A 26,032-nucleotide genomic window follows, 5' to 3' on the forward strand; every position below is an offset into this window, starting at 1 on the left:
CTTAAGCTGATGTGAAAGGATCGATTGACCATCACATCCGGAGAAAACGACATGTATTCAGTATTGCCCCGCAGCCTGGGCCCTGTCCTTGGTGTCGAGATATCCGGAAAAGTAGACATCGCTCAAGAAAAAGAGCTGATCGCCAAGGCTGAAGAGCTGATCGAGGCACATGACAAGATCAGCATACTTGTCACGCTCGGTGACCATGTTGGCACGTCATTTGAGGCGGCGGCTGCCGACATCAGATGGATGCTCACTCACCTGGCGCATCTCAACAAGATTGCTATCGTGACTGACAGCAAGATGCTGGCAACCCTGGTTGCCGTCGATGCGACTTTTGCAAAGCTGGTCGGGATCGAGGAAAAACACTTTGACAGAAATGAAATTGAAATCGCCTGGCATTGGATAGAAAGCTAAACGGCGGCAACTTCGGCAAGTTCCTCGTCACTTACAAACGCCATCTCAGTAACCGTCCCATTTTTTACCTCGATCATGTGACCTTGCTGGACTTCCACCCAGCAATTTGGTGCTTCATCGAGCGGTTCGGACACAACCATGACGCCGTCTGAAAACTCCCGGTAATAGAGCGTCGGGGCAAATCGATCCGATGCATAGCGCGCTGCATAAAGGGTCTCGCCATTCGACCAGGCCGATGCAAATCGCATGTGCGGCGCGGTTCCGGCATATTTGGAGACGGCTTCGGCTTCGCTCACCGTTCGCGCCATTGCGGCCCGAGGATGCAGTTTCAAACCATAGGCCAAAGCGATCAAAAACAGACTTTCACTGTCCGTGCCCCCTGCCCTGTGGCGGTAAAGATCATCCGGGATCATGTTGTCCAGGCGTCGCCGAACGGTGTCGTATCCGCCAACCTGGCCATTGTGCATGAATGTCCAGTGCTCGAAGGTATAGGGATGGCAATTGTCGCGCGTTGTTGCGGTACCTGTAGACGCACGCACATGCGCCAGAAAGTGTCCGGAGCGAACGTGACGGGCGATCTGGAGAAGGTTCGGATCCGACCAGGCCGGGCGCACATCCTTGTAGAGGCATGGCGTTTCACGGTCGCCATACCAGGCGACTCCGAACCCGTCCGCATTGACTGCCGTCTTACAGGAAAGCGCATTCCGGCTTTGGTCGATGAGGGAATGCTGCGGGTCGCAAATCACTTCCTCCAGATATTTGGGAACTCCACTCCAGGCGGCCCAGCGGCACATATGGTCTCCTTTATGCAGCGTCCCGCACAGCCTTAAAGCGCGCGGTGGTCGTATCACAGTTGTAAGAGTCAGCGGCCGGGTAAGGATTGAGTGCCAGTTCCTCAACTGCTGCGATGATTGCGTCAGTCTTTTTGTCACTCATCAGCACGGAAAAGTTGAGTCTTGTCCAGCCGGGCTTTTTGAGTTCTTCACCGGACAGAATACCTGCTCTCAGCAATTCCGACTCGTCCCTGTCTATGCCCAGAAGGCGGTGGGCATAAGGTCCGGCGCACGCGCAGCCCCCACGTGCCTGAATACCGTAAAGATCAGACAGCATCCTTGTAACCAGTTGCTGGTGGATGTAGCCACCACGTTCGGTATCCCTGATGCGGAAGGAAAAAATTGGAAGCGCGTGCCTAGCGTTCGGATTCCCCAGAATTTCAATCGCCGAATTGTGCCGCCAGGCCGAAAGCGCTTTCGCGCGCGCCACCGCATTGCGCTCATCCATGCAGCTTTGCCCGATTGCCTCTTTGACGAGAAATGCAAGTGCGGCGCGAATGTCTCCCACCACGTTGGGCGTTCCGGCTTCTTCGCGGACGGCAATTTCCTCGCAGTAATCGTGTTGCCAGGGAGATACGAAACGGACCGTACCGCCACCTGGAAAAACAGGCGTGCCCAGCGAGACTGCAGCCTTGCGCACGATCATCACACCAGAGGCTGCGGGGCCACCAATGAATTTATGTGGTGAGACCACCAAGGCGTCTATCTGCGTTTCCTGCCCGGCATTGACGTCGATCGGAAGGTAAGGTCCTGAACCTGCGCAGTCCCAGACACTGAGCGCGCCGTATTTCTTTAGGACGCGTGTGACCGCGTCGCTATCGGTCACAATACCGGTGACATTCGACATCATTGAAAAGGCACCGACAATCAACCGGTCCGGTCCCGCGTTTTTCAGCAAGGTTTCCAGGTCATGGAGGTCCGGACCGCCATCTTCAGCTTCAGAAACCTCGACCACCTCGGCTCCGCTTTCGCGCCAAGGCAAAATGTCTGAGTGATGTTCATAGGGGCCGATGACGACCAGCGGACGATGACCTTCTTCGACTGCAGCCGACACGCCAAGAAGATGGACCAGCCTGTTCAAACCGGCCGTTGCACCCGAACCGCAAAAAACAGTGGCATAGTGTTCGTTCGCGCCACAAATCCTTGCGATTTCAGAGCGTGCTGCACCACGCATACGCGTCATGGCACTGCCACAATAAGACGCTTCTGTATGAGAATTGGCATAGACAGGCAGTATCTCTTCAAGGACGAAATCCTCGATCTGACGCAGAGCGCGCCCGGACGCGACATAGTCTGCATAGATCATTTCCCGTTCGCCGAACGGGCCTGAAATGGTTGTCCCTTCGCCAATCAGACCGGCCCGAAGCCGATCCATGAGGTCGTCACCCTTGAGTTCGTTCTTGAAGCAATCGAGCGCTGTTTCGCTTGTTTGGGTCATTATGTGCTCCGAATCCGATTTCTCAGATCATACGACCCATCAAGGTTTGTTTTCTTCACCTAATGAGATTGTTATTCTGCCAAATTTGTGTCAATTGACCCGATATGGAGAAAAAATTAGATCAAATTGATCGTGCGCTCGTCAGGGCATTGCAGCGTGAAGCGCGTCTTTCGCAAAGGGAACTTGCTGACGAGGTTGGCCTTTCCCAAAATGCCTGCTGGCGCCGACTGAAGGCCTTGCACGAGAGCGGACTTATCGAAGGGCATACCGTGCGTCTGAACCCTGCCCGGCTTGGTCTCAATCTTACTGTGTTCGTGATGATCCGAACACGTCACCATTCCAAGGAATGGCTAAAGACCTTCCGCGATGAAGTCGCGTCGATCCCGAACGTGATCGATTTCTATCGAATCGCCGGGGACTACGACTACATGCTGAAAGTGGTTGCGGAGGACATGAATGCCTTCGACCGAATCTATCAACGCCTTATCGACAAGATCGATCTCGACACCGTCACATCTTACATGACCATGGAAGCGATCGCGGACGCCCGCGATCTTCCGATTTAGTCGTTCTCTGGCCCGTCAGGAGTGTTCGGTTTTCTTCAAGACGACGGTCAGGATGGTTTTTTTCTCAAGGTGCCGTCGATTTGGCCCTCTGCAAGCGTCGGCCCAGATAGCCCTTTCCATGCGCTCGTAAAAGATCTCCGCCAGTTGAGCCGCTTCAAGAGGCGTGTCGCTCGACGGCGTGAACAAATGCGCCTTCAACGTGCTGTGAAGTACGGCGCGCGCAGCCTTGGTCTTTTTTCGAGCATAAAGGTGCGGTGTCATCAAAAGACCGCCTAAGGGATCGGCATCCTGACCATCGCTGAACTTGATGTCCAGATGCTCAATGTCACAAGCCGTTCCCTGCGACATAGCCTGATGAATAGCCGAACGGGCATCATCTGCCGTCAGGAACCAGACCGCTACGACGAAATTATCGACCAGAGACTGCTCGAGAAGACCATCCTTGACCATCGCGTAGGCCGTTTCGGTTGCGAAGGGCATTAGGATGCTTCTCGAAGGAGCAACCCCATTCCTGGTGTTCCTGTCGGCAACCGATCCCATCGTTGACACGATCAGGCGACCACCTGTCGCAAGTTCGTGCATTCGGTTTTTCACGAAATGGGCAAAGTCGTTCAGGGCTTTCTGTCTCAGATCCGCATAGGCCAGCGCAGGCAACTCATGAAACCACAAAGTGCCCGGCGAAAAAGTTGTTTGAGGCCTGCTGAGCCAGTGTGTCGCGTAAAACGCAGTCGATAGTGAGAGCGCGTTTTTTGGAAAAATCTCCTTGTAGAAGTCACGCGCAACGAGCTGAATTTGCGGCGGATTTGGCTTGGAAACTATGCCGTCTTGCCCAAACAATCGGCTTCTCAACGCCGACCAGTCATTGCCGGGCAGATCTACAAAACAGGCTGAAACCCGTTGCGCAGGTGGCGCTTTTCGCCACACATCAAGAACGGGACGCACAGTGCGAAGAGACCCCAATCCGGGCCCACAGCCAAAGTCGGCAATGGCGGGCACTTCGTTCAAGGATTGCGTCTTGCCTGCGTATTCTCGCAGCAGCGTCTCGTGCTCTTCGATGTTTTTGATCTGATCGACGGAATTCAAGTCGTAGTCAATCATGCCGTGCGTTGCTCTGGCAGGCTCCGCCATTTCTCCGCTCCTCTCTTGCGTCCAGTAAACTGCCTGTGCGCATGAGGTGGGCATGCTACGTTACGTAAGCAAATTAAGTCTTTGTAATGGCAACACGAACGCAAACAGCCGACGTCCCGGAGAACATCGGCTGCTTCATTTCAACCAGGATCGCCTTAACGACGACGGCCACCTCCGCCACGGCGATGTCCGCCGCCACCGCGCTGCGGGCGCGCCTGTTGCGGACGCGCCTGCTGCGGCCTGGACCGTTGCACATTGCGTTGGCGATTGACCTGTCGGTTGCCCGCATCTCTCGCTCGGCGATCCCGGTTCAGGTGCGCCGGTGCCTGCTGAGGCCTTTGCGCCGGGCGCGTAGCAGGTCTCTGCTGAGGCCGCTGCGCGGGACGCTGGACATTGGGTCTTTGGGCCGGCCTTTGAACATTGGGCTGCTGGGCAGGCCGTTGGACATTCGGTCTTTGTCCTGCGGGAAGGTTGGCGGGTCTTTGGACGTTGGGGCGATTGCCCGCATTAGGGCGGTTCTGGAGCCTGTCGCCAGCAGGTCGGTTTGCTATCGCTGCGCCCGCACCGGCACCGATAGCAGCTCCAGCGCCGAGGTCTCCAAGCCTGTCCTGCAAGTTTTCGCGTGACGGTGCAGCAACATCACCCCAGCGGCCGCCTTCGAACTTCTTCCAGTTCTCTCCATCGCGCCGATAGACCGACCCGTCGCGCCCGGCAAACACATCGCTGCGCCTGTCGAAACTGGCGGCCCGGCCAAGATTGCCGTCCTGCTTCCAGCGCTGGGCGGCGTTTGCCTGGAGGTCTCGTGTCCGTGACCATTGCGGTCCCGAGACGACCGCACCGCCCCAAGAGCCGTATATTCCCCTGGCGCCACCGGCAACAATCCGGTTACCGGTGCGTGGATTATAGGCGCTTATGAAACCGGCGCTGCCGCGGGGGCCACTGATGGCGCCGCCCCGGATATAACCTCCAGTGCGCGGATTGTAGATCCCGCCTCCGGCAATGCCCCGGCGTGGTCCATACGCATAGCCGTAGCGCCCGAAGGTCCCGCGTACCGGATTGTAAAACGCACCAATTCCGTAGGTAACCGGTCGTGGGAAATAAATGGGGCGTACGCCCGGGCGCCACCATGGACGGTAGTAATACCCTGTTCCGTAAACGAAGACGCCCCAGGCAAGAAAGCCCGTCAGGTATCCCATAGTGTAGCCGTACCACACCGCGTTGGGTTCACTTTCATAGACCCGAACATAAGTCACGTTATAAACCGGCGAGGAAGGCGGAATTGTGTAGATTTCATCTGGAACGGCAGTTGCAACGACAAATGGGCCATCGGGATTATCGCTGACAAACCAGACACCGTTTTGCAGCACATAATACTTGGCACCGACCTGGATCACCTGTTCGTTGGTGTTGACCGCATAAGACATGGATGTGCCTTCGATCGGCTCAAACTCAGGGTCTCCCGCGTAGGCGACATCCGCACTCACCGAACCCACTTCGACACGCGCAGTCGTCGGAATGCTGGCCTTCAGCCGTGCCTGGGAGGCTTCCGAAGTGCCTGGGATTGAAGACCGCACGGAGTAGTAAGGCGCATTTTCCGGAATGTTCTGAAAATCGGAAGGCATGTCCTGAGTGGTAAAAGTCCACGGCCCATCAAGGGACGCGGACTTGAACCAGCGGCCTGAAACCAGGATGTACCAGGTGGATGTGGATTTCAGGAAAAAGACATCACTGTCGGTGTTGGAGGCCCATTCAAGATCCGTTCCCTCGACCGGCTCCAGTTTCGGTTCACCGTCAAACACGATCATTTCCGCGGGCTTGTCGGAATAAACTACCTTTGGCGGTTTGTTGTCCGCAAACGCTTCACCGGGAATGGCTTCACGCGTCTCCTTCCAGTTGTCGTCATCCGGTAGGGCTTTGATCAATTCCGGAAGTTCTGAAGCGGCTTCCCATCCGGCTGAAACGTCCATGGTCTTCAACCAGGATTTTTCATCACGCAGGTAAAGCTCTTTCGTTTCGTCGATCTGCAAAATGTCCCAATTGGTGTTGACGACGAAGCTGAGGCCCTTATCGCCCTTAACCGGCGCAAAAATTGGTTCGCCTTCGGTTTGAACCAGAATGGCCGGTTCATTGGATATGAAAATCGGTGGAGCTTCCGAGTTCAGCCCCTGAACGTCGTCCATTCGCTGATACTCGGCGAGACCCGCGGTAATGCGATCTTCTTTGACCGTGATCGTCCCGGTTGGCATGATCTTGCCGATCTGCAGCGAAAGGTCACCAAGCGAACTTCGATCAAGCGCTGAAAAGTCCAGCTGGGTGACCTGAATGTTGCTGACATCGACGACACCCTTTTCAGGGTCTGCAACCGTATCACCATTGACACCGATCACACCAAAAACGGGCGTTGCGTCTTTATCTTTAATGTATTCGGCTGCAACAAGCGCCTTCAAGGTTTTGAAATTGTCCCACTCGGTGAACTGAGGCTGATAAAGGACCAACGTTGCACCGGCATCTGTTTGAAACGATCTTGGCCACCCTGTTGTGTCTTCAGATTCACTCAGCTGAAGATATTGCCCGCTGACAAAACCGTTCTGCCCGTTATAGCTTACCGAACACCATGCTCCATTGTCGTCGCAGTTTTGAAGATCGACTTCCGCGCCATTTGGTAATGTTCCCAATGATCCGAAATTGGTTCCAGGGCCCTGGCGAAAGTTCACGTTCGCCGTGGTCACGGCCGGAGCTGCAAAAACACCATTTATGAAAACCGTCTGAAATACCAATGCAGAAGATAAAAGAACGGATAAGGACTTGCGCATAGGGCCCTCCAAAATGCGAAATATGCAGGAACCGGTATACAAGATCACATTGTCAAAGTTGCCAATATAGATTTTGCAACCCGGTCCAATAGTTATCCTGCACATCGCTTGAGCCAAATGTCCAGCTCGTCACAACAGCACAATGAAGCGGACCATAGTCTGAAAGCTAAAATTGATGCGTTTCAAACACATGACCTCACTAAACGAACGGAGTGTATCGACATGCAGAACCTGAAGAGATCGTTGGTTTTCCTGCTGACGCTTCTTGGTTTCTCCGCATTCTGGCCGTTTACCTCTTCAACTGCTCAGGCAGAGATCTTCTTTTGCCAGAGCACGCGTACACCGGCCGGTTCGGCCAAGTACTGTAATTTTCTGTTGTTCGACAATGGCTTCACACGCCACCGCCAGATCATTGTCGCTCAGGGCGCTCGCCGCGAAATCGCGATCAATGGCCGATATGACCTTTTCTGCGTATTGGTGCAAAACACCAAAGGTGTTCCGGAAAACATCGCCTATCGGAAGCAACAATGCCGGCAAACGGATACAGGAAGGGAATACAAGGTGCCGATTCGCGCACTCAACATGCGCAGGGGCCGGGACGGCTTCAGTACAGACGCGACCATCGATCACCTGCCGGCAACGCGCTGGTGATCCATAAAAATGCCGGCGTGACAGCGTCACGCCGGCAGTTACCCCGGAGGAAACACCTTTAAATCAACAGGCGACCGAGGAAAGCTTGTTGCTCATGAGAAGGACAGCCTGGCCGGTTCGCGCTGACTGTTGGGCCGCAAGACCCATCTCAACAGCGCGGCGACCGTCTTCCAACGTTACTTCAGGAGCCTGTTTTTCACCCCTTACTACGGCAACGAACCCTTCGTGCTGATAGAAGGTTGAGCCGTTGTGATCTCCAGCGTCGAGAATTGTCGGATCCACTGGAATGTCTATCTGGCGCGGTCCTTTGGGCTGCCGCGGAGACACAACCAATTGAGGCACTGGCGGATCGCCAAGATCCGATGGCCAGAAACGCCCTGGACCTGGAACGAATGCTTCGATCTTTCCTTCAGATCCGATCGCAACCACTTCTTCCTGGTACCGCGAACCCTCTGCAAACATGCAAAGTTCGAGCATGGCACGTGAGCCATTTTCGAAATCAACAATCACATAGCCGTTGTCCAGTATGTCAGGCTGTTCGCCGTCATAAGTCTCGTCCTTGTGATTGGCGTCCTGGCCAGCTGAGGCCATCACACGAACAGGTTCGCTTTTCATGATCAGGCGCATCAGATCGAAAAAATGGCAACATTTTTCAACGAAGGTGCCCCCGGAATACTTGTTGAACCTGTTCCAGGCACCAACCTTGTCGAGAAACGGAAACCGATGTTCGCGAATGGTCAACATCTTGATCCCACCGGTCGCTTCCTCAGCCTGTTCAATCAGCGCTGCAATCGGCGGCATATAGCGGTATTCCATGGCGACCCAAACAGGCGCGGGATAGGCCGACTTGAAGGTCTCCAATTCCGCCAGATCTTTCGGGTCGGTGAAAAGCGGCTTTTCGACGAGCAATGGTAGCGGCCGCTTCTTGCGAATCTCCTCCATCTGGGGCACGTGGCAGTGGTTGGGGCTCGCGATCAGGATGCAATCAAGCTCTTCCACTTCCAAAAGCTCGGCAACGGATCCGACAAACTTTGCACCAGGTGCAAACGCTGCGGCCTCGCGAGCCATATCAGCATCCGGCTCAAACACCACGGTCACTTCCGTGTCGGCAAGCAGGGCGATATTGCGCAAATGCTCCTGGCCCATCATTCCGCAGCCAATAACCCCGTATCTTACCTTTGCAGGCATTTCCTTCTCCTAATTCCGGCGGCTTCTTGCCGTCCGCCTATTTCAACCGTTGTACGTAATGCGCCTTGTCCGTATCAAACCAAGTTCGTGAATACTCGACCGGCCTGGCTCTATCGGACCAGCTGAAACGCTCAATATATCCAGTGAGTGTTCCAGGTGTTTTTGAAAAAACGTCCGGAGCCCACTCCGGTACCTTTCCGATCGTCACCCTGTCTTCGGCGCGAACAATCCAAAATCCAAGATGCTTCTGGTAGAAGCGATAGAGAGAGTCTGAAAGCAGATCCTGTCGCACCGTGCCACAGTCACCATCAAGCCAGATTTCCTCCACAGCAATCATGACCTCATTCAGGTAGCGGAGCCTACGAATGCGCGTGCCTTCACGGCTTGTGCCAAAGGTTGGTAGCTCATCCGGCTTGGGCATGCGGTCGACCGTGAGGATGTCGGCGCGCGGCAATCCGCCTCCGGACAAAAGCTCCAGGCGGAACATCGCATAGACGCTTTCCTGTGTGCCTCCTTGACGTACGTAATTCCCCGAGCCCTGAATTCGCTCAAGTAAGCCTTTATCCGTAAGGTCCGCCAACGCTTTTCGCAAGGTGCCGATGGATATCCCAAGCTCTTCCGCCATGTCTCGCTCTGGTGGCAACCGCTCTCCATCGATCAGCCGCCCAGCAGCGATATCCCTAATCAAAAGCTCGCTGATCTGCACATAAAGCGGCAGCGCTCCGGACGTTTGCGAGTCAGTTGGCATGACGTTTTTGTTGCCTGATTTTCAAAATTGATACACTATTGATTTACATCAAACCGAGTGATATGCAAGAAGAAATCGAAGGCAAAATGAAGCCATTCGAAAACAAACGAAAACACCCCGGTAACCGCTTGAAGGCAGGATCCGAGGGTTGAAATGGTCAGTCCCAGGGAGGCACTTTATGACCGTAGTCCCAGTCACTTCGCCGGACCTTGATGCAGCGGAAGTTTCCTGGTTTGCCGCACTTTGCTCCGACGACTATCAGTTTCTGGGAGTGCCGGAGGGCGATCTGCGTTCTTCGTGGGAGCATTGCTCCTCGATTGTGAAGACAGCGGAAGCACAGGGCTTTCGAAACATTCTGTGCCCGTCCTCTTATCAGGTGGGTCAGGACACGTTGAGTTTCGTTGCCGGCTGCGCACCGATCACCGAGAAAATCAATCTTCTGGCCGCAGTGCGCTGTGGCGAGATGCAGCCGATCATGCTGGGGCGGACAATCGCGACGCTCGATCACATGCTCGAAGGCCGTCTGACAGTGAATATCATTTCGTCCGACTTTCCGGGCGAACAGGCAGACAGCGGCTACCGGTATCAGCGCTCACGAGAAGTGGTTGAAATCCTGAAACAGGCCTGGACACAGGACGAAATCAACTACGAAGGCGAGATCTACAACTTCAAGAACCTGACAACGGACCCGGTTCGGCCTTACCAGACCGGCGGCCCCCTGCTCTATTTCGGTGGCTACTCGCCAGCAGCACTCGAGCTTTGCGGACAACATTGCGACGTCTATCTGATGTGGCCTGAAACTATGGGTGAGCTGGAAGGCCGCATGAAAGCGGTCAATTCTGTTGCGGAGAAGTACAACCGCACTCTCGATTACGGCCTGCGGGTACATATGATCGTGCGGGATACGGAAAAAGAAGCACAGGAATATGCCGACTACATCGTCTCGAAACTCGACGATGCACAAGGCACAGCAATCCGCGAACGCGCGCTCGACGCAAAGTCACTGGGTGTCAGCCACCAGGCAAAGAACCGTGAAGTCGCTGACGAGTCCGGATACATCGAACCAAACCTTTGGACCGGGGTTGGACGTGCCCGCTCGGGCTGCGGCGCTGCGCTTGTTGGTTCCACAGATCAGGTCATGACGAAAATCGAGGGTTACCAGAAGATGGGCATTCGGGCCTTCATCTTCTCAGGCTACCCGCACCTTGAAGAAGCAAAACACTTCGGCGCCCGCGTATTGCCGAATTTGAAAACATGCTCGCTGCCCCATGCCTATGGCCGCGTACCTGCTGAAACACCGGCAACACCACTCGGCAACGGAGTCCGCCGCTGATGAACCGCGTCAAACTTACAGATACCCTGGAATTTTCCCAACTGATCTACGGCATGTGGCGGCTGGGTGACGACACAGATACGTCTCCTGCTCATGTTGAGCGGAAGATCCAGATTTGCCTTGATCAAGGCATCACGACGTTCGATCAGGCAGACATTTACGGCGGCTACGCTGCCGAAGCGGTGCTCGGCGGTGCATTGAAAGCAAACCCGTCGCTGCGTCAGCGAATGGAAATCGTCACCAAATGTGACATCGTCGCACCCGCAGGACGATATGTCGATGCCAAAGTGAAATACTACGACACCAGCCGTTCCCACATCGAAAAATCCGTCGACATTTCGCTCGCCGAAATGGGCATCGAGACGATAGATCTACTTTTGATCCACCGCCCCGACCCGCTCATGGATCACCATGAGACCGGCGCAACGCTCGACGATCTGATCAAAAGCGGCAAAGTGAAGAATGCGGGTGTTTCCAACTTCCGTCCCTGGGATTGGGAGCTGCTGCAATCGGCTATGTCAAACAAGCTGGTGACCAATCAGATCGAGATCAGTCTGAAAGAAATTTCGCCTTTCACCAACGGTGACCTGGCCTTCCATCAGCGGCTCGGCACGAAGCTCATGGCCTGGTCTCCCCTCGGCGGAGGCGCCCTGATTTTCGAAGGTGGCCAGCTTGGTGCAGTGTTGGATGAAATTGCAGGGGCCCATGGCGTTGACCGCTCTGCGGTGGCAGTCGCATTTCTCTTGGCCCATCCCGCAGGGTTGCTGCCGGTTATGGGCACGAACAATACCGATCGGATCGCAAAGATTTCCGATGCCCTGAAAGTCTCGATAGATCGTGAAACCTGGTATCGGCTCTATGAAGCCGCCCTTGGCAACGAGGTGCCTTGATGACCATGCAAAATGCCAATCATCCCGTAACCTTCGAGCCGGACTCAGACAACACACGGCTGTTGCGCGACGCTTTCGGGCGATTTGCCACCGGGGTTACCGTCGTGACCACGCATTCGACTGATGGTCCTGTCGGCATTACCGCCAACAGCTTTTCTTCCGTGTCTCTGGAACCGCCGCTTGTGCTCTGGATGCCGGACAAGGGATCGCGGCGTTTTCAGTATTTCGAAGAGGCCGAACACTACGCCATTCATGTCCTCAGCCATCATCAGGCGGAGGTCTGCAATGGTTTCGTGCGCAATGCGCACGCTTTCGATCAGCTGCCACACAGAATAGATGAAAAAGGCATACCGCTGATCGAGAATTGCCTTGCGCGTTTCGAGTGCAAGCGTTTTGCTGCCTATGAGGGAGGCGATCACCTGATTGTTCTGGGTCAGGTATTGCAGGCGGAAATGCGCACCGGTGACGCCTTGACATTTTTCTCGGGCAAGCTCGGGCAAATCGCTCCACGGTAAGGGCGGACTGCGGGGCGATACTGAGCCCCGCCAGGAGGAAAAACTTGGGAGGGCCCTCATGGGCATTTTGCTGGCGGTGTTAGCACCGTTCGCTTTCGTCAATACGCATTTGTTGCGCATTGGCCGAGCTATAGGCGTCGTCGCTGTCGCCCTGATGGTTGTTGCGATCCTGATCCAGGTCGTATTCCGCTATGTTTTCAACAACGCTCTTCCATGGCCCGATGAAGCCGCTCGTTTCTGCATGCTCTGGATGGCGGGGCTCATGGCACCGACGGCCTTTCGTCGCGGTGGCTTTGTCGCCATTGACATGCTGGGCCAGGCCTTGCCCGCGATGGCGGGAAAGGTGCTGACGCTGATCCTGCTGCTCATCTCGTTGGCCGTTCTGGTCGTTTCCGTACAAATCGGATATTTCGAAGTAACCGGATTTGGCGGAAAATTCGCGACCGCTTCTCTTTACGTGCCGGGCAACTTCACACTGACAGAATGGATCAGGGTTCCTCGCAGCTGGATGATGCTGTCGATGTTCGTGGGCGTGATCCTGCTAACGCTTGTCAATATCGAACTGATCCTGAGAAACCTTATCTCTCTTTTTGGCGGCGATGACCGGATGCCGGTCATGCCCGATGCAGACATGGCGGGGGCTGACTGATGCTTATCTGGTTCCTGCCCGTCTTTCTTGTCTTCCTGATGATCGGTCTGCCGGTTTTCTTCGGCCTCCTGGCAGCGCCGGGTATCCTGCTTTGGCTGAATGGCCAAGAACGGGATATCACCCTTCTCTACCGTAACGTTTACAACGGTATGGACAGTTTTCCTCTGATGGCGATTCCGTTCTTCATGCTCGCGGGCGAGCTGATGAACAAGGGCGGCATCACCATGCGCCTCGTGGAATTTTCACAGGCGCTGATGGGCCACCTGAGGGGCGGCCTTGCTCATGTGAACATTCTGTCTTCGATGCTGTTCGCAGGGCTTTCCGGCTCTGCAGTCGCTGATACGTCAGCTCTCGGGTCAATGCTGATCCCCGCGATGGAGAAACAGGGCTACACCCGAAAATTTGCCGCTGCCGTTACAGCTGCCTCGTCCGTCATCGGTCCGATCATTCCGCCATCCGGCATCATGATCATTTATGCCTATGTCATGGGTGAAAGCGTCGCCGCGCTGTTTCTGGCCGGGATTGTGCCCGGTGTCATGGTCGGCATCGGCCTGATGCTGATGGTGCGTTTCATGGCGGACAAATACGATCTTCCGAAAGCGCAACGGATCGTCAATCCAGGCCAGTCCATGGCACCGGTTGAAAAATGGTTCTCGTTTGTCGTTCTGCGCATCAACGTTGCCGGTCTTGCAACCGTCGCAGCGACAGGCACAGCTTCCGCGCTCGGATTTGAAGCCTTCTCCTACACCGTCACACTCCTTCTCTTTGTCGTGATGATGGTGCTGTCGCATTTCCTGCTTGTCAGCCTGCGCGGTGCGGTTTCAAGTGATTTCCGGGTGGTCTGCAAGAAAGCGGTCGCTCCTTTGCAAACACCGATCATCATCTTGGGCGGTATTTTGCTGGGCGTTTTCACGCCGACCGAAGCAGCCGCGGTCGCCGTCGCCTATGCGCTTCTGATCGGCTTTTTCGTTCTTCATTCCTTGAAGATGAAAGAGATCCCGGGCGTTTTGAACAGGGCCGGAATTACGTCTGCCGTCGTGCTTTTGCTGGTTGGCGCTGCAATGGCCTTCAAGACGGTCGTTAGTCTGAGCCATGCTCCGGAAACAATGGCTGCTTTCGTTCTCAGCCTCACCGAGAACCCGCTGATCCTGCTTTTCCTGATCAACCTTCTGCTTTTCGTCGTAGGCATGTTTCTGGATGCAGGTCCAGCCATCATCATTCTCGGCCCGATCCTCGGCCCCATCTTTACATCCATGGGTGTCGACCCGATCCATTTCGCCATCATCATGAGCGTCAACCTGACCATCGGTCTGGCCACGCCGCCGATGGGGCTTGTTCTGTTTGTCGCGGCATCGGTCTCACGAGAACGGGTTGAGACCATCGCCAAAGCAATTCTGCCGTTCCTGGCGGTAGAGATCGCGGTGATCTTCTTGATCACTTATATCCCGGCACTTTCCATGACGATTCCGCGTCTGACCGGATTTGCCAACTGATTATGAGCTATTAAAGGGAGGTACCTAATGCTCAAATCTGCACTGAAAACGCTCACCGTTGCGGCGATGCTCGCCGGATCGGCCTTGAGTGCCGTTGCCGCGGATTACACGTTGCGCGCAACCGCAAACTCCAACGAAAACGACGAAGACTATGACGGTCTGGTCGTGTTCAAGAACTTCGTGGAATCCGCCTCGAACGGCGCCATTGAGGTGGAACTCTTCATCGGCACGCAGTTGTGCTCAAACGGTGCCGAGTGTCTTCAGGGTGTTGCTGGCGGCGCGATCGACATCTACATTTCGACCTCCGGCGGTGCATCGGGCATCTTCCCGTATGTGCAGGTTCTCGACCTGCCTTACATGATGGCTGACGACCGGATTGCCGAGCATGTCCTGTCCGGCGACTTTGTCCGCACGATGCGCGCCATGGCACTGGAAGACAGCCAGAACGCCATTCGCCTCATGACTGTCGGCAACACCGGCGGCTGGCGTAACTTTGCCAACACCAAGCGTCGTGTTGCAAATCCGGCCGATATGGAAGGCCTGAAAATCCGGACCGTGGTCGCCGACCTTCCGCAGGAACTGGTCAAGGCACTTGGTGCTTCGCCAACCCCGATTCCGTGGCCGGAGCTGTTCACCTCCTTCCAGACCGGTGTTGTTGAAGGCTCCAAGAATGGCATCACTGACATCATGGGCATGAAGTTCCCGGATGCCGGCCTGCAGTATGTCACTTTGGACGGCCATGCCTACATGGGCGCACTTTGGTGGATGAGCAACGAGAAGTTCCTCTCCATGCCTGAAGACATGCGCCGCGTCGTCGTCGACGGCTTCTATGCCCTGCAGCAGGCGACTTTCGCGTCTCCGAAGCGCAAGTCCATTCAGGCTTATGAAGACTTCGTTGCCGGTGGTGGTGATCTTTACGTCCCGACCCCGGAAGAGAAAGCAGCCTTCAAAGAAGCTGCTGCTCCCGTTTATGACTGGTTCAAGGACAACGTGAACCGTGGCGGCGAGATCTTCGGTGCATTGGAAGAAGCTGTTGCTGCAGCTGAAACCGACATCAACGGTGCACGCGACGCTGACCTGAACTGATCCTTCGGATCAAAAAAGGAGCCCGGTGATTTGCCGGGCTCCTGCATTTTTGCAAAGCTTCTCAGGACGTTTGAATTGACTGTTTCAGGCAATGCCTGGGAACATGAAGCCGGCCAAGGCGTTTGACCGCTTTCAAATCAGCGGAACGGATACATCCAAACCTTGTAGTCATCGACCAGGATATGCGCTTTCTCAATCTCATCCTTCGTCATTTTCTTGACCACTTCCTCAAGCGAGATCGCAGCGTCAGGATCGCCGCCGATCGCGGAAAGGGTGTACCACATATAAGCGCGCACAAGATCGGGTGCCGGCATTCCACGACCGATTTCATAGTACCATCCAACGCCGGACTGAGCTCCGGGATGCCCCTTCATTGCGCTTCGGAGATACCATTCGAACGCCCTCTGATCGTCCCGTTCGACGCCAAGTCCCATCGCGTACATGATGCCGATAAGCTCTTCGGCATCCGCGTTGCCGGACCGCGCAGCCGGCCAGAGTTCCTTCATCGCCTCTTCATAGCGATCGGCCTCCATCAGGTCGCGCGCCTCCTCGATTTCCGCGTGGACAGGCGCGTTCATCACAACAAGCGCCAACAAGGCGGCTTTCAGGGTTTTCGTCATCAGTTCTTGTCGTTCCCCGTTGTTCTTCTCTTGTCAGCCCCGGCATATGCTGCGGAACTACCGCCACCGCTTACTGAAGACAACTTCATCGCCTTCGATCAACAGCAGGCAGCGCTCGGTCAACTTCTGTTTTACGACAAGATCCTGTCGGGTAACAGGAATATTGCCTGCGCCACGTGCCATCATCCAACGCTTGGAACAGGCGACCGGTTGTCACTTGGCATCGGCGAAGGCGGTGCCGGGCTTGGCAAGGAACGTACGGCCGGTGAAGGCGGCAACCGAATTAAGAAACGGATTCCGCGAAACGCGCCAGGCCTTTGGAATCTCGGTGCAAAAGACCTTCACACGCTCTTTCACGATGGGCGTTTGTCGATCGCCGACACCTACGAAAACGGTTTCAATTCTCCAGCGGAAGAGTGGCTGCCAGAAGGCCTTGAATCCCTGCTTGCTGCACAGGCGATCTTTCCGCTTGTCGCCCAGTTCGAGATGGCAGGCAATCCGAGAGAAAACGAAGTTGCCGGAGCAGTGCATGATCGCATCGACGCGTCCTGGCCGATCCTTGCCAAACGCGTGCGCGTCATACCCGAGTATGGACGCCTGTTTGTCGAAGCGTTTGACCACATAGACACACCGGATGAAGTGACAATTGCCGAAGTTGCCAATGCGCTTGCTGCTTTCCAGGCCATTGAGTGGGAAAGCTACGACAGCCCTTTTGACAAATACCTGGCAGGTGACAAGACGGCCCTCTCTCCCGCTCAGAAACGTGGCCTTGAGCTTTTCTATGGGAAGGCGCAGTGCTCCCGCTGTCACTCTGGAAGTCTGCTCAGCGATCAAGAATTCCATGCCATTGGCCTGCCGCCATTCGGTCCAGGCAGAACCCGCCGCTTCGATCCCATGGTACGCGATGTTGGACGTATGGGAGAAAGCGACAGGCTGGAAGATGCCTACAGCTTCCGCACCCCGATGCTGCGCAATGTGGAGCTGACCGGTCCTTATGGCCACAATGGCGCTTATCCAACGCTGGAAGGCATTGTTCGTCATCACCTCGATCCCGATGGTAGCCTGGCTTCATGGCGTCCAGAAACTGCCTCACTTCCCAATGTTCCCTGGCTGGAGGCAATTGATTTTGTCGTCTGGAACGACAAACGGGAAATGGCGCGGCATGCCAGGTTTCGCGACATCGCCCCCATTGCTTTGAGCGACGATGAGATTTCCGATCTGGTTGGCTTCCTGAAAGCTCTGACAGGAACAGCCTCGGTTTCCAATCCTCCCTTCGGCATTCCCAAAAGTGTTCCCAGTGGCTTGCCGATAGACAGATAGGTGTTCCGGCATTGTCCCTTGCCGCAGCTGACCGGTCATCGTGGGCGCTGTGCTTTTCACCGGCCCAGGGCTTTCAATGGGCACATGAGTGTGAAATATAGCTTCGACTTCATATATTCGGCACAGACGGGCTCACGCGCCCGATAAAACTGTCGACGGACTGCCCTTAAAGGCCAAAATTTCGAAAGCGTTTGGATGAAAAGCTACATCACCACTCCGATCTACTACGTCAATGGATCCCCGCATATCGGTCACGCCTTCACGTCCGTGATGGCTGACATCTTGAAGCGGAACCGTGAGGCGCTGGGGTATGAGCTGATGCTGTCCACCGGCGTTGACGAGCATGGCCAAAAAAACCAGGAAGCTGCTGGCGACCTCGGAATGCCTGTCGAGGCGTTTCTCGACATGCGCTGCAAGGAATTCCGCGACGTTTTCGACAAACTGGACGTGCGGTACGACTATTTTGTCCGGACAAGTCGTGATGGGCACAAGGCAGCCGTTGGCGGCATGGAGCAGTCGATCTTCGACAAGGGGCTGATCGTCAAGAAGAATTACACCGGAACCTACTGCAAGGGCTGCGAAGAGTTCAAAAAGGAATCCGATCTCACTGAAGACGGTCAGTGCCCACTGCATCCGACCATGAAGGTGGAGCATACGGAAGAGACCAACTACTTCTTGAAAATGGAGCCGTTTCGCGAGCAACTGCTGAAGCATATTGCCGACAACCCGGACTTCGTACAGCCTGAAGCGTTCCGAAACGAATTGAAACAGATGCTGTCAGATCCCCTTGAGGATCTTTGCATCTCGCGCCCAAAATCCCGCGTAACCCTTGGTGTCGACCTGCCGTTCGATACCGAGTTCGTCACCTATGTCTGGTTCGACGCGCTTGCCAACTATCTGACCAACATTGACTGGCCAGACGCCAAGTATGCAACCTGGTGGGCAGAATGCGAACATCTGATCGGCAAGGACATTTTGAAACCTCACGGGGTTTACTGGCCGATCATGCTGATGGCCGCAGGTCTTCCGCTGCCAAAGAAACTCTCGGTGCACAGCCACTGGGTGGGTGCTGGCGGCGTGAAAATGTCAAAGTCCATCGGCAATGTCGTTGATCCGATCGAAGTGATCGAGAAACTCGGCGTTGATGCCCTGCGCTGGTATCTTGCGCGCCATATGCGCGCAGACAGCGACAGCCAGATTTCGGTCGAACTGATCACGCAAAGCTATAACAGTGAACTGGGCAACAAGATCGGCAACCTTCTGTCGCGCGCTGCAAAGTTCTCCAAGGCGCGGTTCGATGGCACTTTGCCTGTTCCGGGGCCGCTGTCGGCTCAGGACGAAGCCATTCGCAAAGCGGTCGTGGATGCAACAGCGGGATTGGGTGAATGGATCGATCTCGCGGACATACCGGCGAGAATGCAGTCGATCATCACTGTCGCGGATGAAATGAACAACTATTTCGCCGAGCAGGCTCCCTGGGAACTCATCAAGAATGATGACACCAGAGAACGTTGCCAAACGGTGATTTATGTGACGCTCGACAGCCTGCGGGTCGTGATGGAAGCCCTGCAACAGGTCATTCCAGAATCCGCCAGTCGCGCGCTGAACATGCTCAACGCACCTGACGCCGCTCAGCCCTGGAAGCCGGAACTGGACAAGCTTCTCGGCGGTGGTGACCTTGGCGAGATTGAGACCCTGTTCCCACGCGTACAATAACAGCGCTAATGCAAATATCAAAAACGCCCCAGCCGGGGCGTTTTTTCTATCGACTAGATCAGCCCGGCTGACTCCATTGCCTGATCGAGTGCCTTCTTCGTCTCGTCGGCAATCGGGGTCAGCGGCAAGCGAACCTCATCGGTACAATGGCCGAGCCTGGACAAGGCATATTTGACACATGCTGCCGGCGGTTCCAGAAACACGGCGCTATGCAGAGGCAATAGTCGATCCTGAAGCGCTCGTGCACGGCTTAGGTCTTCCGCAAGTGAGGCTTCCTGAAATTCGGCGCACAGGCGCGGAGCGACATTGGCGGTGACTGAAATGCACCCGCTCCCACCGTGTGCATTGAAGCCGAGGACAGCTGCATCTTCTGCGCTGAGCTGGAGGAAGTCTTTCCCGCACTTGGCGCGTTGCTGACTGACCCGCTCCATGCTGCCGGTTGCATCCTTGACGCCGATTATTCGCGGCCAGCGGGCCATCTGAGCCATGGTGTCGGGCAAGATATCAATCACGCACCGTCCGGGAATATTGTAGATAATGATCGGCAGATTGCTGTTGTCATGCAGCACCTGGTAGTGGCTCAAAAGGCCTGCCTGGTTCGGTTTGTTGTAGTAGGGAGTGACGATAAGCGCTGCATCAGCGCCAACACTCTCGGCGTGTTGCAGCATGTCCAGAGATTGAGCGGTTGCGTTCGAGCCAGTTCCGGCGATCACCGGGAGCCTGCCAGCCGTGAATTCTACGACACGTTTCAAGATGTCTTTATGTTCCAACTTCGAAACTGTCGGACTTTCGCCGGTCGTGCCCACTGCAACGATTCCGTGACTGCCTTCATCGACATGCCACTCGATAAGGCGTTCCAACGCTTCGTAGTCCACCTTGCCGTTCTTGAAAGGGGTCACAAGAGCAGGAATGGATCCTTTAAAGTCCGGCATTGTGGTCTCCCGCCTGCGGCACATTTCAACGCGCCGCTCCGTATCTGGTCATGTTCAAGAACGAAGCTGTGACACTAAACGGCTCGCAATTGCAACCGGTGCAATAGACAGGACACGTTTGTCCGAGCCCGCAAGTCTCGCGTCTGCTTGCTCCGGAAGGAGGCCTTCACGGGTCTATGCGGCCAGAAAGTTCAACCGCTCATCCAGTCTTGCAGGAGTGATTTCAAGGATGTCTGCGCTGACCACCTCTTCCGCAACAAACGGGTCTGTTGATACAAACCTCTCCAGGTCGTCGCGTGAAACCTGGTGCGCGAGGATACCACCTCCCTGACTGGGCTGCAGGCTGCCCACCATCAGAAAAAAACCTTGATCAAATCCGCGCTGTATCCAGGCTTTGTGCTCGGCCATAAGCTCACCTGCCCTATTTCTGTTCTTCGAAAATTTCAGTGTGACAACAAACATCCTTCGCTCACCTCGCAACTTTGATTGTGACGTTCAATTGGTAGTGGAAATTCGGCTAGTGGCGGCAGCGACGCCCTTTAGCCAGTGAGTGATTTGCTCGACCTCACGGCGCACATACGCATCGTCACCGAACGCCTGCGCAAGGCTCGCCACACCCTGGCTCCAACCTAAAACGTGAAGTGCATGCGCCTCGGCTTCCTCGCCACAGCCAAGCACATCGAATTGACGCTGGAGCCAATTGCGAAAGAGAGCCATGATTTTGTTGGCCCTGCCCGATGAGGGATGATCCAGCTTCGCAAGTTCGGCTGTCATCGTGCCGACCGGGCAGCCGTAAGCCATTATCTTTGACTGGTTCACGATGACGATGCGTATAAAGCAAATGATGCGCTGGACCGGATCGTCAGCCGTTTCATCCCACTTGGCCAACAGTGTCTCACGGTCAGCCAAGCGCTTGTCGATCACAGCATCGAGGATCTCGTCTTTTGTCTTGAAGTGATAGTAGAAGTTTCCCCGCGAGATGTTCACAGCCTTGGCGATGTCGGCAAACGATGTCTGCCCAAATCCGGCGCTGTAGAACAGGTCATCAGCTGCCTCGATGATCTGTCTCCGGGTTTCGATTGCTGCCATTGCTGCACCTTCCCACTCTTTGACTTGCCTGGCTTTTTACGTCATTAGGACAATTGACCTAGAATTTAGGACAATCGTCCTATTAAATCAACTCCCTCGAGATTGATCGTGTAGTGTTGCAATCCCAGTTTATGCCAATCGTTGTCGATGAAGGTTCGCGAGCAACCTGCTTTCAAGGCTGCTTGGAAGTCAGGGGATCGAACGCTCACGTCAATGTGAAGAGATACCACCGGCAATCCTGACAGCAGGTTGTCAGGATGCTCTCCCTATTCTCTCCCAGATCAAGGGCGTCAGCCTTTTGACACTGTCGCACCAATTGTTTTTGAAAAAACAATGTGATGAGGATTTTTCATCACCATTTCACGATAAAGGAAGCGAACTTCAACAGTGTTGATTTTCATAAACAATGAGAACCCGGCCCGATTGTCGGCGCATTTTTGCACCGGTGCGGTGCAATTCCCGACATTGGAAAACCGGAAAGCCCGCTTACGTTCAAACCGCTTGGTGGCATTCACAGGCTCGGTCGGGGGCAAGTCGACCGGGATCCGCGTGGAGGAATTGATATGACAAACTTGGACGGGCAGACACAACCGTCGCCGGTTGACGACATTCTGCATCTCTTCAATCGAACCAGATCTCAAACTCTGAAATTGAGCGCCCCATTGAGTGCTGAAGACATGGGCCTTCAATCGATGGAGGACGCTAGTCCTCCCAAGTGGCATCTGGCTCATACGACCTGGTTTTTCGAAGAGTTTATCCTGAAGCCATCGCTCCCCGGCTATCAACCGATTGATGATCGTTTCGCCCAGCTCTTCAATTCCTACTATGTGCAGGCCGGCCCTAGGCACACGCGGTCCAAGCGCGGACTTTTGTCCCGTCCTTCGGCAGAAGACGTGATGAATTACCGCAATCACGTCGAAGATGCCGTTCGTCACGGACTGATGACAGATGCATTCAACCTAGACGAACCAAAACTTGAAGAACTGATCACGCTTGGTTGCCACCATGAAATGCAGCATCAGGAACTTCTGGTAACCGATCTTTTGCACGCCTTTTCCTACAATCCGCTGCTTCCGGCCTATAGCGAACCGAAGCCGCTCCCGGTGACACCGGCACGTGACCTGAGCTGGACCAGCTTTGACGGTGGACTTCTGCAAATCGGGCATGCCGGAGACGGATTTGCCTATGACTGCGAAGGGCCTCGCCACAAAGTCTGGCTCAATCCATACAGGCTGGCCAATCGACCCGTGTCCAATGGCGAGTGGATCGCCTTCATGGAGGACGGTGGCTACGAAACACAAACGCTCTGGCTGATGGAAGGCTGGGCGGTCAAGGAACAGAACGCCTGGGACACGCCGCTATACTGGTGGAAGCAGGATGGCGAATGGTGGACATACACCTTGCAGGGTCCACGCCCTGTCGATCCGTCTGCGCCCGTTGTCCATGTCAGCTACTATGAAGCCGATGCGTTTGCCCGTTGGGCAGGTCATCGCCTTCCAAGCGAGGCAGAATGGGAAGCTGCCGCCGAGCCAACTGCAATTGATGGAAACTTCCTGGACACCGGGGTGCTTTTGCCGACCGGACAAAAGGACGGTCTTTGGGGGGATGTCTGGCAATGGACATCAAGCGCTTTTTCGCCCTACCCCGGCTTCAAGCCGCCGGAAGGTGCAATCGGCGAATACAACGGCAAGTTCATGGTGAACCAGATGGTTCTTCGAGGCGGATCCTGCGCAACACCCAAGCTGCAAATGCGCGCCTCTTATCGCACCTTTTTCTATCCACACCAGCGTTGGCAAATGCTGGGCCTCAGACTGGCGGCTAACCAATGAGCAAACACGTTCCCCCTGTCTCTCACAATGATGCGTTCCGATCCGATGTGTTGTCGGGCCTGGGAGCAGATCAAAAGCGGCTTTCCAGCAAGTGGCTTTACGATGATGTCGGCTCACACCTCTTCGAAGCCATAACCGAGTTGGATGCCTACTATCCAACACGCACGGAATTGACCATTCTGGAAGAGAAAGTCGACAAGTACCGGAAGTTGCCCGGCGCACGTGGTGCCATGGTTGAACTGGGTAGCGGCTCAAGCCGAAAGACCAATTTGCTGCTAGGTGCCTTTCCTGATCTGTCGGTCTATATGCCAATCGACATTTCGGCCAATCACCTGAAAGAGGCCGCGGAACGTGTTCGAAGGGCATTTCCCTCCCTCGCCGTTATTCCTGTTGCGGCGGATTTCACCGAACCTCTGGGTCAGCTGCCGCTATTGCCGGAATTACCGGTTCTGGTGTTCTTCCCCGGTTCAACCATCGGCAACTTCGAAAGGGATGATGCTGCCAGCCTTTTGAAGAACATTCGGACGGTAATGCCGAACGCGACTATGATTGTCGGTGTAGACCGCCCAAAGGCACAGGAGGTCCTGATTGAGGCCTATGATGACCCTGCCGGGGTTACAGCTGCTTTCAATCAGAACATTCTGCAGCGCATCAATCGCGATCTGAACGGTCGGTTTGACCTTTCGGCTTTCGAACACAAAGCGGTCTGGAACGCTGAAGACAGCCGGATCGAAATGCATCTTGTCAGCAAATGCGCACAATCGGTCGACGTTGGAGGGGTGACCTTCACTTTCCAGGAAGGCGAGACAATCCACACTGAAAACTCGCACAAATACGGTGAAGACGCGTTTGCCGAAATTGCTGATGAGGCCGATTGGCGGATTCTGAGTGCCGATACCGACCACGACGGCTATTTCGCGGTCTACACAATGCAGGCTTTGTAACGCGAAGTGTTTTTAAGGATATTGCCGTCAGCGCTCGGTGATTGCCAGCCTGACGGCAAGTCCGACAAAGACGACGCCTGCAAGGCGATTGAGCCAGATCTGAGCGCTTGGAGACTGCCTCAAGTAGGTGCCGATCAAGCCGCCGCCCAAGGCCACTGCCCCGAAAACCAGGATCGTCGCAACGATGAACAGCCCCCCGAACAGCATGATCTGAATCGGCACCGACCCTCTTGCCGGATCGGCAAACTGCGGCAGGAATGCCAAAAAGAAGATGGCAACTTTTGGATTGGTGACGTTCATAATGATGCCGCGGCGAAAAAGTGCAGGCAACGGCAAGGATGGCGTGCCCTGCATATTCAGATCCGTCCCACCTGCCCGAAAAGCCTGGAACGCCAGATAGATCAGATAGGCTGCACCGACGAATTTCAGCAATGTGAAAGCCAACACTGACGTTTCGAAGATCGCGGCGACACCCAGCGCAACTGCAACACTGTGAACGATCAAGCCCATGCATAGACCAAGGGTGACGACCAAGCCGGCAAGCCTGCCATAAAGTGCGGACTGGGTAAGAACAAAAATGTTGTCTGGCCCGGGCACTAAACCAAGCGCGATCGCAGCGGCAAAAAAGACTGTCAGAACATCGAATGGAATCACAACCGGCTTCCTCTGGTAGCCCCAAGCTTCGTCGGTGATTGAGACTGGCGTCAAGAGCTGTGTGCTTCGAGCCTTATTACCACGGACCGACAAGTGGCAACCAACGAATTGGCACTCGTTCAGTGCGCCCAATATAACGAACGAGTACGCCCCGGCATTCCTCAAATCTGACAATCGCAAAAGAAACAAAAGCTTCCGCAACGAAACATTTGTTTCATGGTTTGACTTTCAAAAAAACAAATGAAACAGTAACCGAATGGAAACTATTTCGCCGCCCCAGATAAGGACAGCGATCTCGGCGAACTACGCCGAGCTGAGTGACACACTTCGTGTCGCGGCGGATTATATTGCCGAAAACCAGGTTGAAATTGCAACCCGCAGCCTGCGGTCGGTTGCGTCTGCCAGCGGCGTGTCTCCAGCGAGTTACACTCGTCTCGCGCGGGCATTGGGTTTTTCAGACTACGAGGCTCTTAGGGAACAGGCCCGCTCGGAAATCAGCCGACGTGGCAGCGGGTCCTTTCAGGACAAGGCCCGGAAACTGCAATCCTACGCGGACCAGCCGTTGCTGCCGCGTCAGGTTTCTGCCTGCATCGACAATATCAAGGCGCTCGTGGACGACATTGATCCGTCCACACTGGACGCAACGGTTAAACAGCTTGAACGGTCACGCAGGATCATCCTGATCGGCGCGCTTGCCTCGGCGGGTTTCACCGATTACTTCGCCTATCTCGCCAAATGGTTTGATGACAGGTGGATCGTCGCCGGTCGCAACGGCGCAACGCTTGGAAGTACGCTTGCTGGAGTATCTTCCAAAGATACTGTGATTGTCATCTCGAAACATCCCTACGCACATCGTTCTGTTCGCGCGGCAGAGGTCGCAGCGGCGAGCGGTGCCAAAGTGGTGGTCCTGACTGACAGCCACGCGTTTCCAGGATTACAATTCGCCGACTTTCACTTCGTACAACGCACTGAAAGTCCTCACTTTTTCTCATCTTACGCGGCCACTCTCGTGCTGATAGAAACGATAACAGGCATGTTGGTCGCGCGAGCCGGATCCGATGCAGAAGCCCGGATCCAAGACGTCGAGAAGCACAACCGCTTGCTCGACGAATTTGAAAACGTCTAAGGTGGCAACGACCATTTTAGGCTTAGAAAACTTGAATAAGAGGGAAGCCTAGTC

Annotated in this window: 25 protein-coding genes; 14 read left to right on the top strand and 11 right to left on the bottom strand. The window is 55.1% G+C overall.

Features of this window, described 5'->3' with window-relative positions:
- Window positions 1–51: 51 nt before the first annotated feature.
- A complete protein-coding gene (locus FIV00_RS20280; RefSeq protein WP_152502457.1) occupies window positions 52–417 on the top strand; it encodes an STAS/SEC14 domain-containing protein in 366 nt (121 codons plus the stop codon).
- Here FIV00_RS20280 and FIV00_RS20285 read toward each other — a convergent pair.
- Together FIV00_RS20285 and FIV00_RS20290 are read right to left on the bottom strand one after the other, a co-directional pair.
- Entirely contained in the window at window positions 414–1,211 is a 798-nt protein-coding gene (locus tag FIV00_RS20285) for a class II glutamine amidotransferase (protein ID WP_152502458.1), read from the bottom strand. The two genes, FIV00_RS20280 and FIV00_RS20285, sit on opposite strands and share 4 nt — an antisense overlap.
- Before the next feature lie 10 nt (window positions 1,212–1,221).
- Window positions 1,222–2,688: an aminotransferase class V-fold PLP-dependent enzyme gene (locus FIV00_RS20290; protein ID WP_152502459.1), complete on the bottom strand. Its 1,467-nt coding sequence runs from the start codon at window positions 2,686–2,688 to the stop codon at window positions 1,222–1,224.
- A 104-nt stretch (window positions 2,689–2,792) separates the two neighbouring features.
- Between FIV00_RS20290 and FIV00_RS20295 the strand changes: the two genes are divergently transcribed.
- Window positions 2,793–3,254, top strand: coding sequence for an Lrp/AsnC family transcriptional regulator (locus FIV00_RS20295; protein ID WP_152502460.1), 462 nt, complete (start codon window positions 2,793–2,795; stop codon window positions 3,252–3,254).
- Window positions 3,255–3,269: 15 nt separating this feature from the next.
- Here FIV00_RS20295 and FIV00_RS20300 read toward each other — a convergent pair whose 3' ends face one another.
- Window positions 3,270–4,382 carry a hypothetical protein gene (locus FIV00_RS20300; protein ID WP_173006078.1) on the bottom strand — a complete coding sequence of 371 codons (1,113 nt, stop codon included), beginning with the start codon at window positions 4,380–4,382 and terminating at the stop codon, window positions 3,270–3,272.
- Window positions 4,383–4,537: 155 nt separating this feature from the next.
- Entirely contained in the window at window positions 4,538–7,195 is a 2,658-nt protein-coding gene (locus FIV00_RS20305) for an SH3 domain-containing protein (RefSeq protein WP_152502462.1), read from the bottom strand.
- 222 nt (window positions 7,196–7,417) lie between these two features.
- Here FIV00_RS20305 and FIV00_RS20310 point away from each other — a divergent pair, with 222 nt between their 5' ends.
- A complete protein-coding gene (locus tag FIV00_RS20310) occupies window positions 7,418–7,846 on the top strand; it encodes a hypothetical protein (protein ID WP_152502463.1) in 429 nt (142 codons plus the stop codon).
- A gap of 63 nt (window positions 7,847–7,909) precedes the next feature.
- Here FIV00_RS20310 and FIV00_RS20315 read toward each other — a convergent pair whose 3' ends face one another.
- Together FIV00_RS20315 and FIV00_RS20320 are read right to left on the bottom strand one after the other, a co-directional pair.
- On the bottom strand, window positions 7,910–9,034 hold the full coding sequence (locus tag FIV00_RS20315) for a Gfo/Idh/MocA family protein (protein WP_152502464.1): 1,125 nt from the start codon (window positions 9,032–9,034) through the stop codon (window positions 7,910–7,912).
- Between the two features lie 37 nt (window positions 9,035–9,071).
- Window positions 9,072–9,782, bottom strand: a complete 711-nt coding sequence (locus tag FIV00_RS20320; protein ID WP_152502465.1) for a GntR family transcriptional regulator — start codon at window positions 9,780–9,782, stop codon at window positions 9,072–9,074.
- Between the two features lie 178 nt (window positions 9,783–9,960).
- Here FIV00_RS20320 and FIV00_RS20325 point away from each other — a divergent pair, with 178 nt between their 5' ends.
- The 6 genes from FIV00_RS20325 to dctP are packed head-to-tail and all read left to right on the top strand — an operon-like array spanning window position 9,961 to window position 15,748.
- On the top strand, window positions 9,961–11,115 hold the full coding sequence (locus FIV00_RS20325; RefSeq protein ID WP_152502466.1) for an LLM class flavin-dependent oxidoreductase: 1,155 nt from the start codon (window positions 9,961–9,963) through the stop codon (window positions 11,113–11,115).
- Window positions 11,115–12,005, top strand: coding sequence for an aldo/keto reductase family oxidoreductase (locus FIV00_RS20330; RefSeq protein ID WP_152502467.1), 891 nt, complete (start codon window positions 11,115–11,117; stop codon window positions 12,003–12,005). The genes FIV00_RS20325 and FIV00_RS20330 overlap by 1 nt, the downstream gene beginning before the upstream one ends.
- Window positions 12,005–12,520 carry a flavin reductase family protein gene (locus FIV00_RS20335; RefSeq protein WP_152502468.1) on the top strand — a complete coding sequence of 172 codons (516 nt, stop codon included), beginning with the start codon at window positions 12,005–12,007 and terminating at the stop codon, window positions 12,518–12,520. The genes FIV00_RS20330 and FIV00_RS20335 overlap by 1 nt, the downstream gene beginning before the upstream one ends.
- Before the next feature lie 58 nt (window positions 12,521–12,578).
- Complete coding sequence (locus FIV00_RS20340; RefSeq protein ID WP_152502469.1) at window positions 12,579–13,169, top strand: TRAP transporter small permease; 591 nt, start codon at window positions 12,579–12,581, stop codon at window positions 13,167–13,169.
- Window positions 13,169–14,662 (top strand): TRAP transporter large permease, encoded by a 1,494-nt coding sequence (locus tag FIV00_RS20345; protein WP_152502470.1) that lies wholly within the window; start codon window positions 13,169–13,171, stop codon window positions 14,660–14,662. Before FIV00_RS20340 ends, FIV00_RS20345 begins: the two co-directional genes overlap by 1 nt.
- A 27-nt stretch (window positions 14,663–14,689) precedes the next feature.
- Window positions 14,690–15,748, top strand: a complete 1,059-nt coding sequence (dctP, locus tag FIV00_RS20350; RefSeq protein ID WP_152502471.1) for a TRAP transporter substrate-binding protein DctP — start codon at window positions 14,690–14,692, stop codon at window positions 15,746–15,748.
- A gap of 137 nt (window positions 15,749–15,885) precedes the next feature.
- On the opposite strand, the gene FIV00_RS20355 is transcribed toward dctP, so the two are convergent.
- The gene (locus tag FIV00_RS20355) at window positions 15,886–16,368 is read right to left on the bottom strand and encodes a tetratricopeptide repeat protein (protein WP_173006079.1); all 483 of its coding nucleotides are present in this window, start codon (window positions 16,366–16,368) and stop codon (window positions 15,886–15,888) included.
- A 6-nt stretch (window positions 16,369–16,374) separates the two neighbouring features.
- On the opposite strand from FIV00_RS20355, the gene FIV00_RS20360 reads away from it, so the two are divergent.
- Together FIV00_RS20360 and FIV00_RS20365 are read left to right on the top strand one after the other, a co-directional pair.
- The gene (locus FIV00_RS20360; RefSeq protein WP_209006636.1) at window positions 16,375–17,688 is read left to right on the top strand and encodes a cytochrome-c peroxidase; all 1,314 of its coding nucleotides are present in this window, start codon (window positions 16,375–16,377) and stop codon (window positions 17,686–17,688) included.
- A 195-nt stretch (window positions 17,689–17,883) separates the two neighbouring features.
- On the top strand, window positions 17,884–19,404 hold the full coding sequence (locus tag FIV00_RS20365) for a class I tRNA ligase family protein (RefSeq protein ID WP_152502472.1): 1,521 nt from the start codon (window positions 17,884–17,886) through the stop codon (window positions 19,402–19,404).
- 53 nt (window positions 19,405–19,457) lie between these two features.
- Here the strand turns inward: FIV00_RS20365 and dapA are convergent, their stop codons facing one another.
- The 3 genes from dapA to FIV00_RS20380 all read right to left on the bottom strand — a co-directional run bounded on the left by dapA (window position 19,458) and on the right by FIV00_RS20380 (window position 21,425).
- Window positions 19,458–20,336, bottom strand: coding sequence for a 4-hydroxy-tetrahydrodipicolinate synthase (dapA, locus tag FIV00_RS20370; protein WP_152502473.1), 879 nt, complete (start codon window positions 20,334–20,336; stop codon window positions 19,458–19,460).
- A 174-nt stretch (window positions 20,337–20,510) separates the two neighbouring features.
- Complete coding sequence (locus FIV00_RS20375) at window positions 20,511–20,744, bottom strand: YciI family protein (RefSeq protein ID WP_371419540.1); 234 nt, start codon at window positions 20,742–20,744, stop codon at window positions 20,511–20,513.
- An 87-nt stretch (window positions 20,745–20,831) separates the two neighbouring features.
- A complete protein-coding gene (locus tag FIV00_RS20380) occupies window positions 20,832–21,425 on the bottom strand; it encodes a TetR/AcrR family transcriptional regulator (protein ID WP_152502475.1) in 594 nt (197 codons plus the stop codon).
- 563 nt (window positions 21,426–21,988) lie between these two features.
- Between FIV00_RS20380 and egtB the strand changes: the two genes are divergently transcribed.
- Window positions 21,989–23,254: an ergothioneine biosynthesis protein EgtB gene (gene egtB, locus FIV00_RS20385; protein ID WP_152502476.1), complete on the top strand. Its 1,266-nt coding sequence runs from the start codon at window positions 21,989–21,991 to the stop codon at window positions 23,252–23,254.
- Window positions 23,251–24,198 carry an L-histidine N(alpha)-methyltransferase gene (gene egtD, locus FIV00_RS20390; protein WP_152502477.1) on the top strand — a complete coding sequence of 316 codons (948 nt, stop codon included), beginning with the start codon at window positions 23,251–23,253 and terminating at the stop codon, window positions 24,196–24,198. The genes egtB and egtD overlap by 4 nt, the downstream gene beginning before the upstream one ends.
- A 27-nt stretch (window positions 24,199–24,225) precedes the next feature.
- On the opposite strand, the gene FIV00_RS20395 is transcribed toward egtD, so the two are convergent.
- A complete protein-coding gene (locus FIV00_RS20395) occupies window positions 24,226–24,906 on the bottom strand; it encodes a LysE family translocator (protein WP_371419541.1) in 681 nt (226 codons plus the stop codon).
- A 202-nt stretch (window positions 24,907–25,108) separates the two neighbouring features.
- Between FIV00_RS20395 and FIV00_RS20400 the strand changes: the two genes are divergently transcribed.
- On the top strand, window positions 25,109–25,978 hold the full coding sequence (locus FIV00_RS20400) for a MurR/RpiR family transcriptional regulator (protein WP_152502478.1): 870 nt from the start codon (window positions 25,109–25,111) through the stop codon (window positions 25,976–25,978).
- Window positions 25,979–26,032: the final 54 nt, after the last annotated feature.

The organism is Labrenzia sp. THAF82 (genome assembly GCF_009363435.1).
GTDB classification, from domain to species: Bacteria; Pseudomonadota; Alphaproteobacteria; order Rhizobiales; family Stappiaceae; genus Roseibium; species Roseibium porphyridii.

What these genes read in the sequence shown, in the direction of transcription:
- FIV00_RS20400 (WP_152502478.1), top strand. Translation starts at nt 25,109, where the DNA reads ATGGAAACTATTTCGCCGCCCCAGATAAGGACAGCGATCTCGGCGAAC.
- FIV00_RS20295 (WP_152502460.1), top strand. Translation starts at nt 2,793, where the DNA reads ATGGAGAAAAAATTAGATCAAATTGATCGTGCGCTCGTCAGGGCATTG.
- FIV00_RS20365 (WP_152502472.1), top strand. Translation starts at nt 17,884, where the DNA reads ATGAAAAGCTACATCACCACTCCGATCTACTACGTCAATGGATCCCCG.
- FIV00_RS20280 (WP_152502457.1), top strand. Translation starts at nt 52, where the DNA reads ATGTATTCAGTATTGCCCCGCAGCCTGGGCCCTGTCCTTGGTGTCGAG.
- FIV00_RS20335 (WP_152502468.1), top strand. Translation starts at nt 12,005, where the DNA reads ATGACCATGCAAAATGCCAATCATCCCGTAACCTTCGAGCCGGACTCA.
- FIV00_RS20325 (WP_152502466.1), top strand. Translation starts at nt 9,961, where the DNA reads ATGACCGTAGTCCCAGTCACTTCGCCGGACCTTGATGCAGCGGAAGTT.
- FIV00_RS20290 (WP_152502459.1), bottom strand. Translation starts at nt 2,688, where the DNA reads ATGACCCAAACAAGCGAAACAGCGCTCGATTGCTTCAAGAACGAACTC.
- dapA (WP_152502473.1), bottom strand. Translation starts at nt 20,336, where the DNA reads ATGCCGGACTTTAAAGGATCCATTCCTGCTCTTGTGACCCCTTTCAAG.
- egtD (WP_152502477.1), top strand. Translation starts at nt 23,251, where the DNA reads ATGAGCAAACACGTTCCCCCTGTCTCTCACAATGATGCGTTCCGATCC.
- FIV00_RS20285 (WP_152502458.1), bottom strand. Translation starts at nt 1,211, where the DNA reads ATGTGCCGCTGGGCCGCCTGGAGTGGAGTTCCCAAATATCTGGAGGAA.
- FIV00_RS20310 (WP_152502463.1), top strand. Translation starts at nt 7,418, where the DNA reads ATGCAGAACCTGAAGAGATCGTTGGTTTTCCTGCTGACGCTTCTTGGT.
- FIV00_RS20380 (WP_152502475.1), bottom strand. Translation starts at nt 21,425, where the DNA reads ATGGCAGCAATCGAAACCCGGAGACAGATCATCGAGGCAGCTGATGAC.
- FIV00_RS20305 (WP_152502462.1), bottom strand. Translation starts at nt 7,195, where the DNA reads ATGCGCAAGTCCTTATCCGTTCTTTTATCTTCTGCATTGGTATTTCAG.
- FIV00_RS20355 (WP_173006079.1), bottom strand. Translation starts at nt 16,368, where the DNA reads ATGACGAAAACCCTGAAAGCCGCCTTGTTGGCGCTTGTTGTGATGAAC.
- FIV00_RS20330 (WP_152502467.1), top strand. Translation starts at nt 11,115, where the DNA reads ATGAACCGCGTCAAACTTACAGATACCCTGGAATTTTCCCAACTGATC.
- FIV00_RS20300 (WP_173006078.1), bottom strand. Translation starts at nt 4,382, where the DNA reads ATGGCGGAGCCTGCCAGAGCAACGCACGGCATGATTGACTACGACTTG.
- FIV00_RS20315 (WP_152502464.1), bottom strand. Translation starts at nt 9,034, where the DNA reads ATGCCTGCAAAGGTAAGATACGGGGTTATTGGCTGCGGAATGATGGGC.
- FIV00_RS20320 (WP_152502465.1), bottom strand. Translation starts at nt 9,782, where the DNA reads ATGCCAACTGACTCGCAAACGTCCGGAGCGCTGCCGCTTTATGTGCAG.
- dctP (WP_152502471.1), top strand. Translation starts at nt 14,690, where the DNA reads ATGCTCAAATCTGCACTGAAAACGCTCACCGTTGCGGCGATGCTCGCC.
- FIV00_RS20345 (WP_152502470.1), top strand. Translation starts at nt 13,169, where the DNA reads ATGCTTATCTGGTTCCTGCCCGTCTTTCTTGTCTTCCTGATGATCGGT.
- egtB (WP_152502476.1), top strand. Translation starts at nt 21,989, where the DNA reads ATGACAAACTTGGACGGGCAGACACAACCGTCGCCGGTTGACGACATT.
- FIV00_RS20375 (WP_371419540.1), bottom strand. Translation starts at nt 20,744, where the DNA reads ATGGCCGAGCACAAAGCCTGGATACAGCGCGGATTTGATCAAGGTTTT.
- FIV00_RS20340 (WP_152502469.1), top strand. Translation starts at nt 12,579, where the DNA reads ATGGGCATTTTGCTGGCGGTGTTAGCACCGTTCGCTTTCGTCAATACG.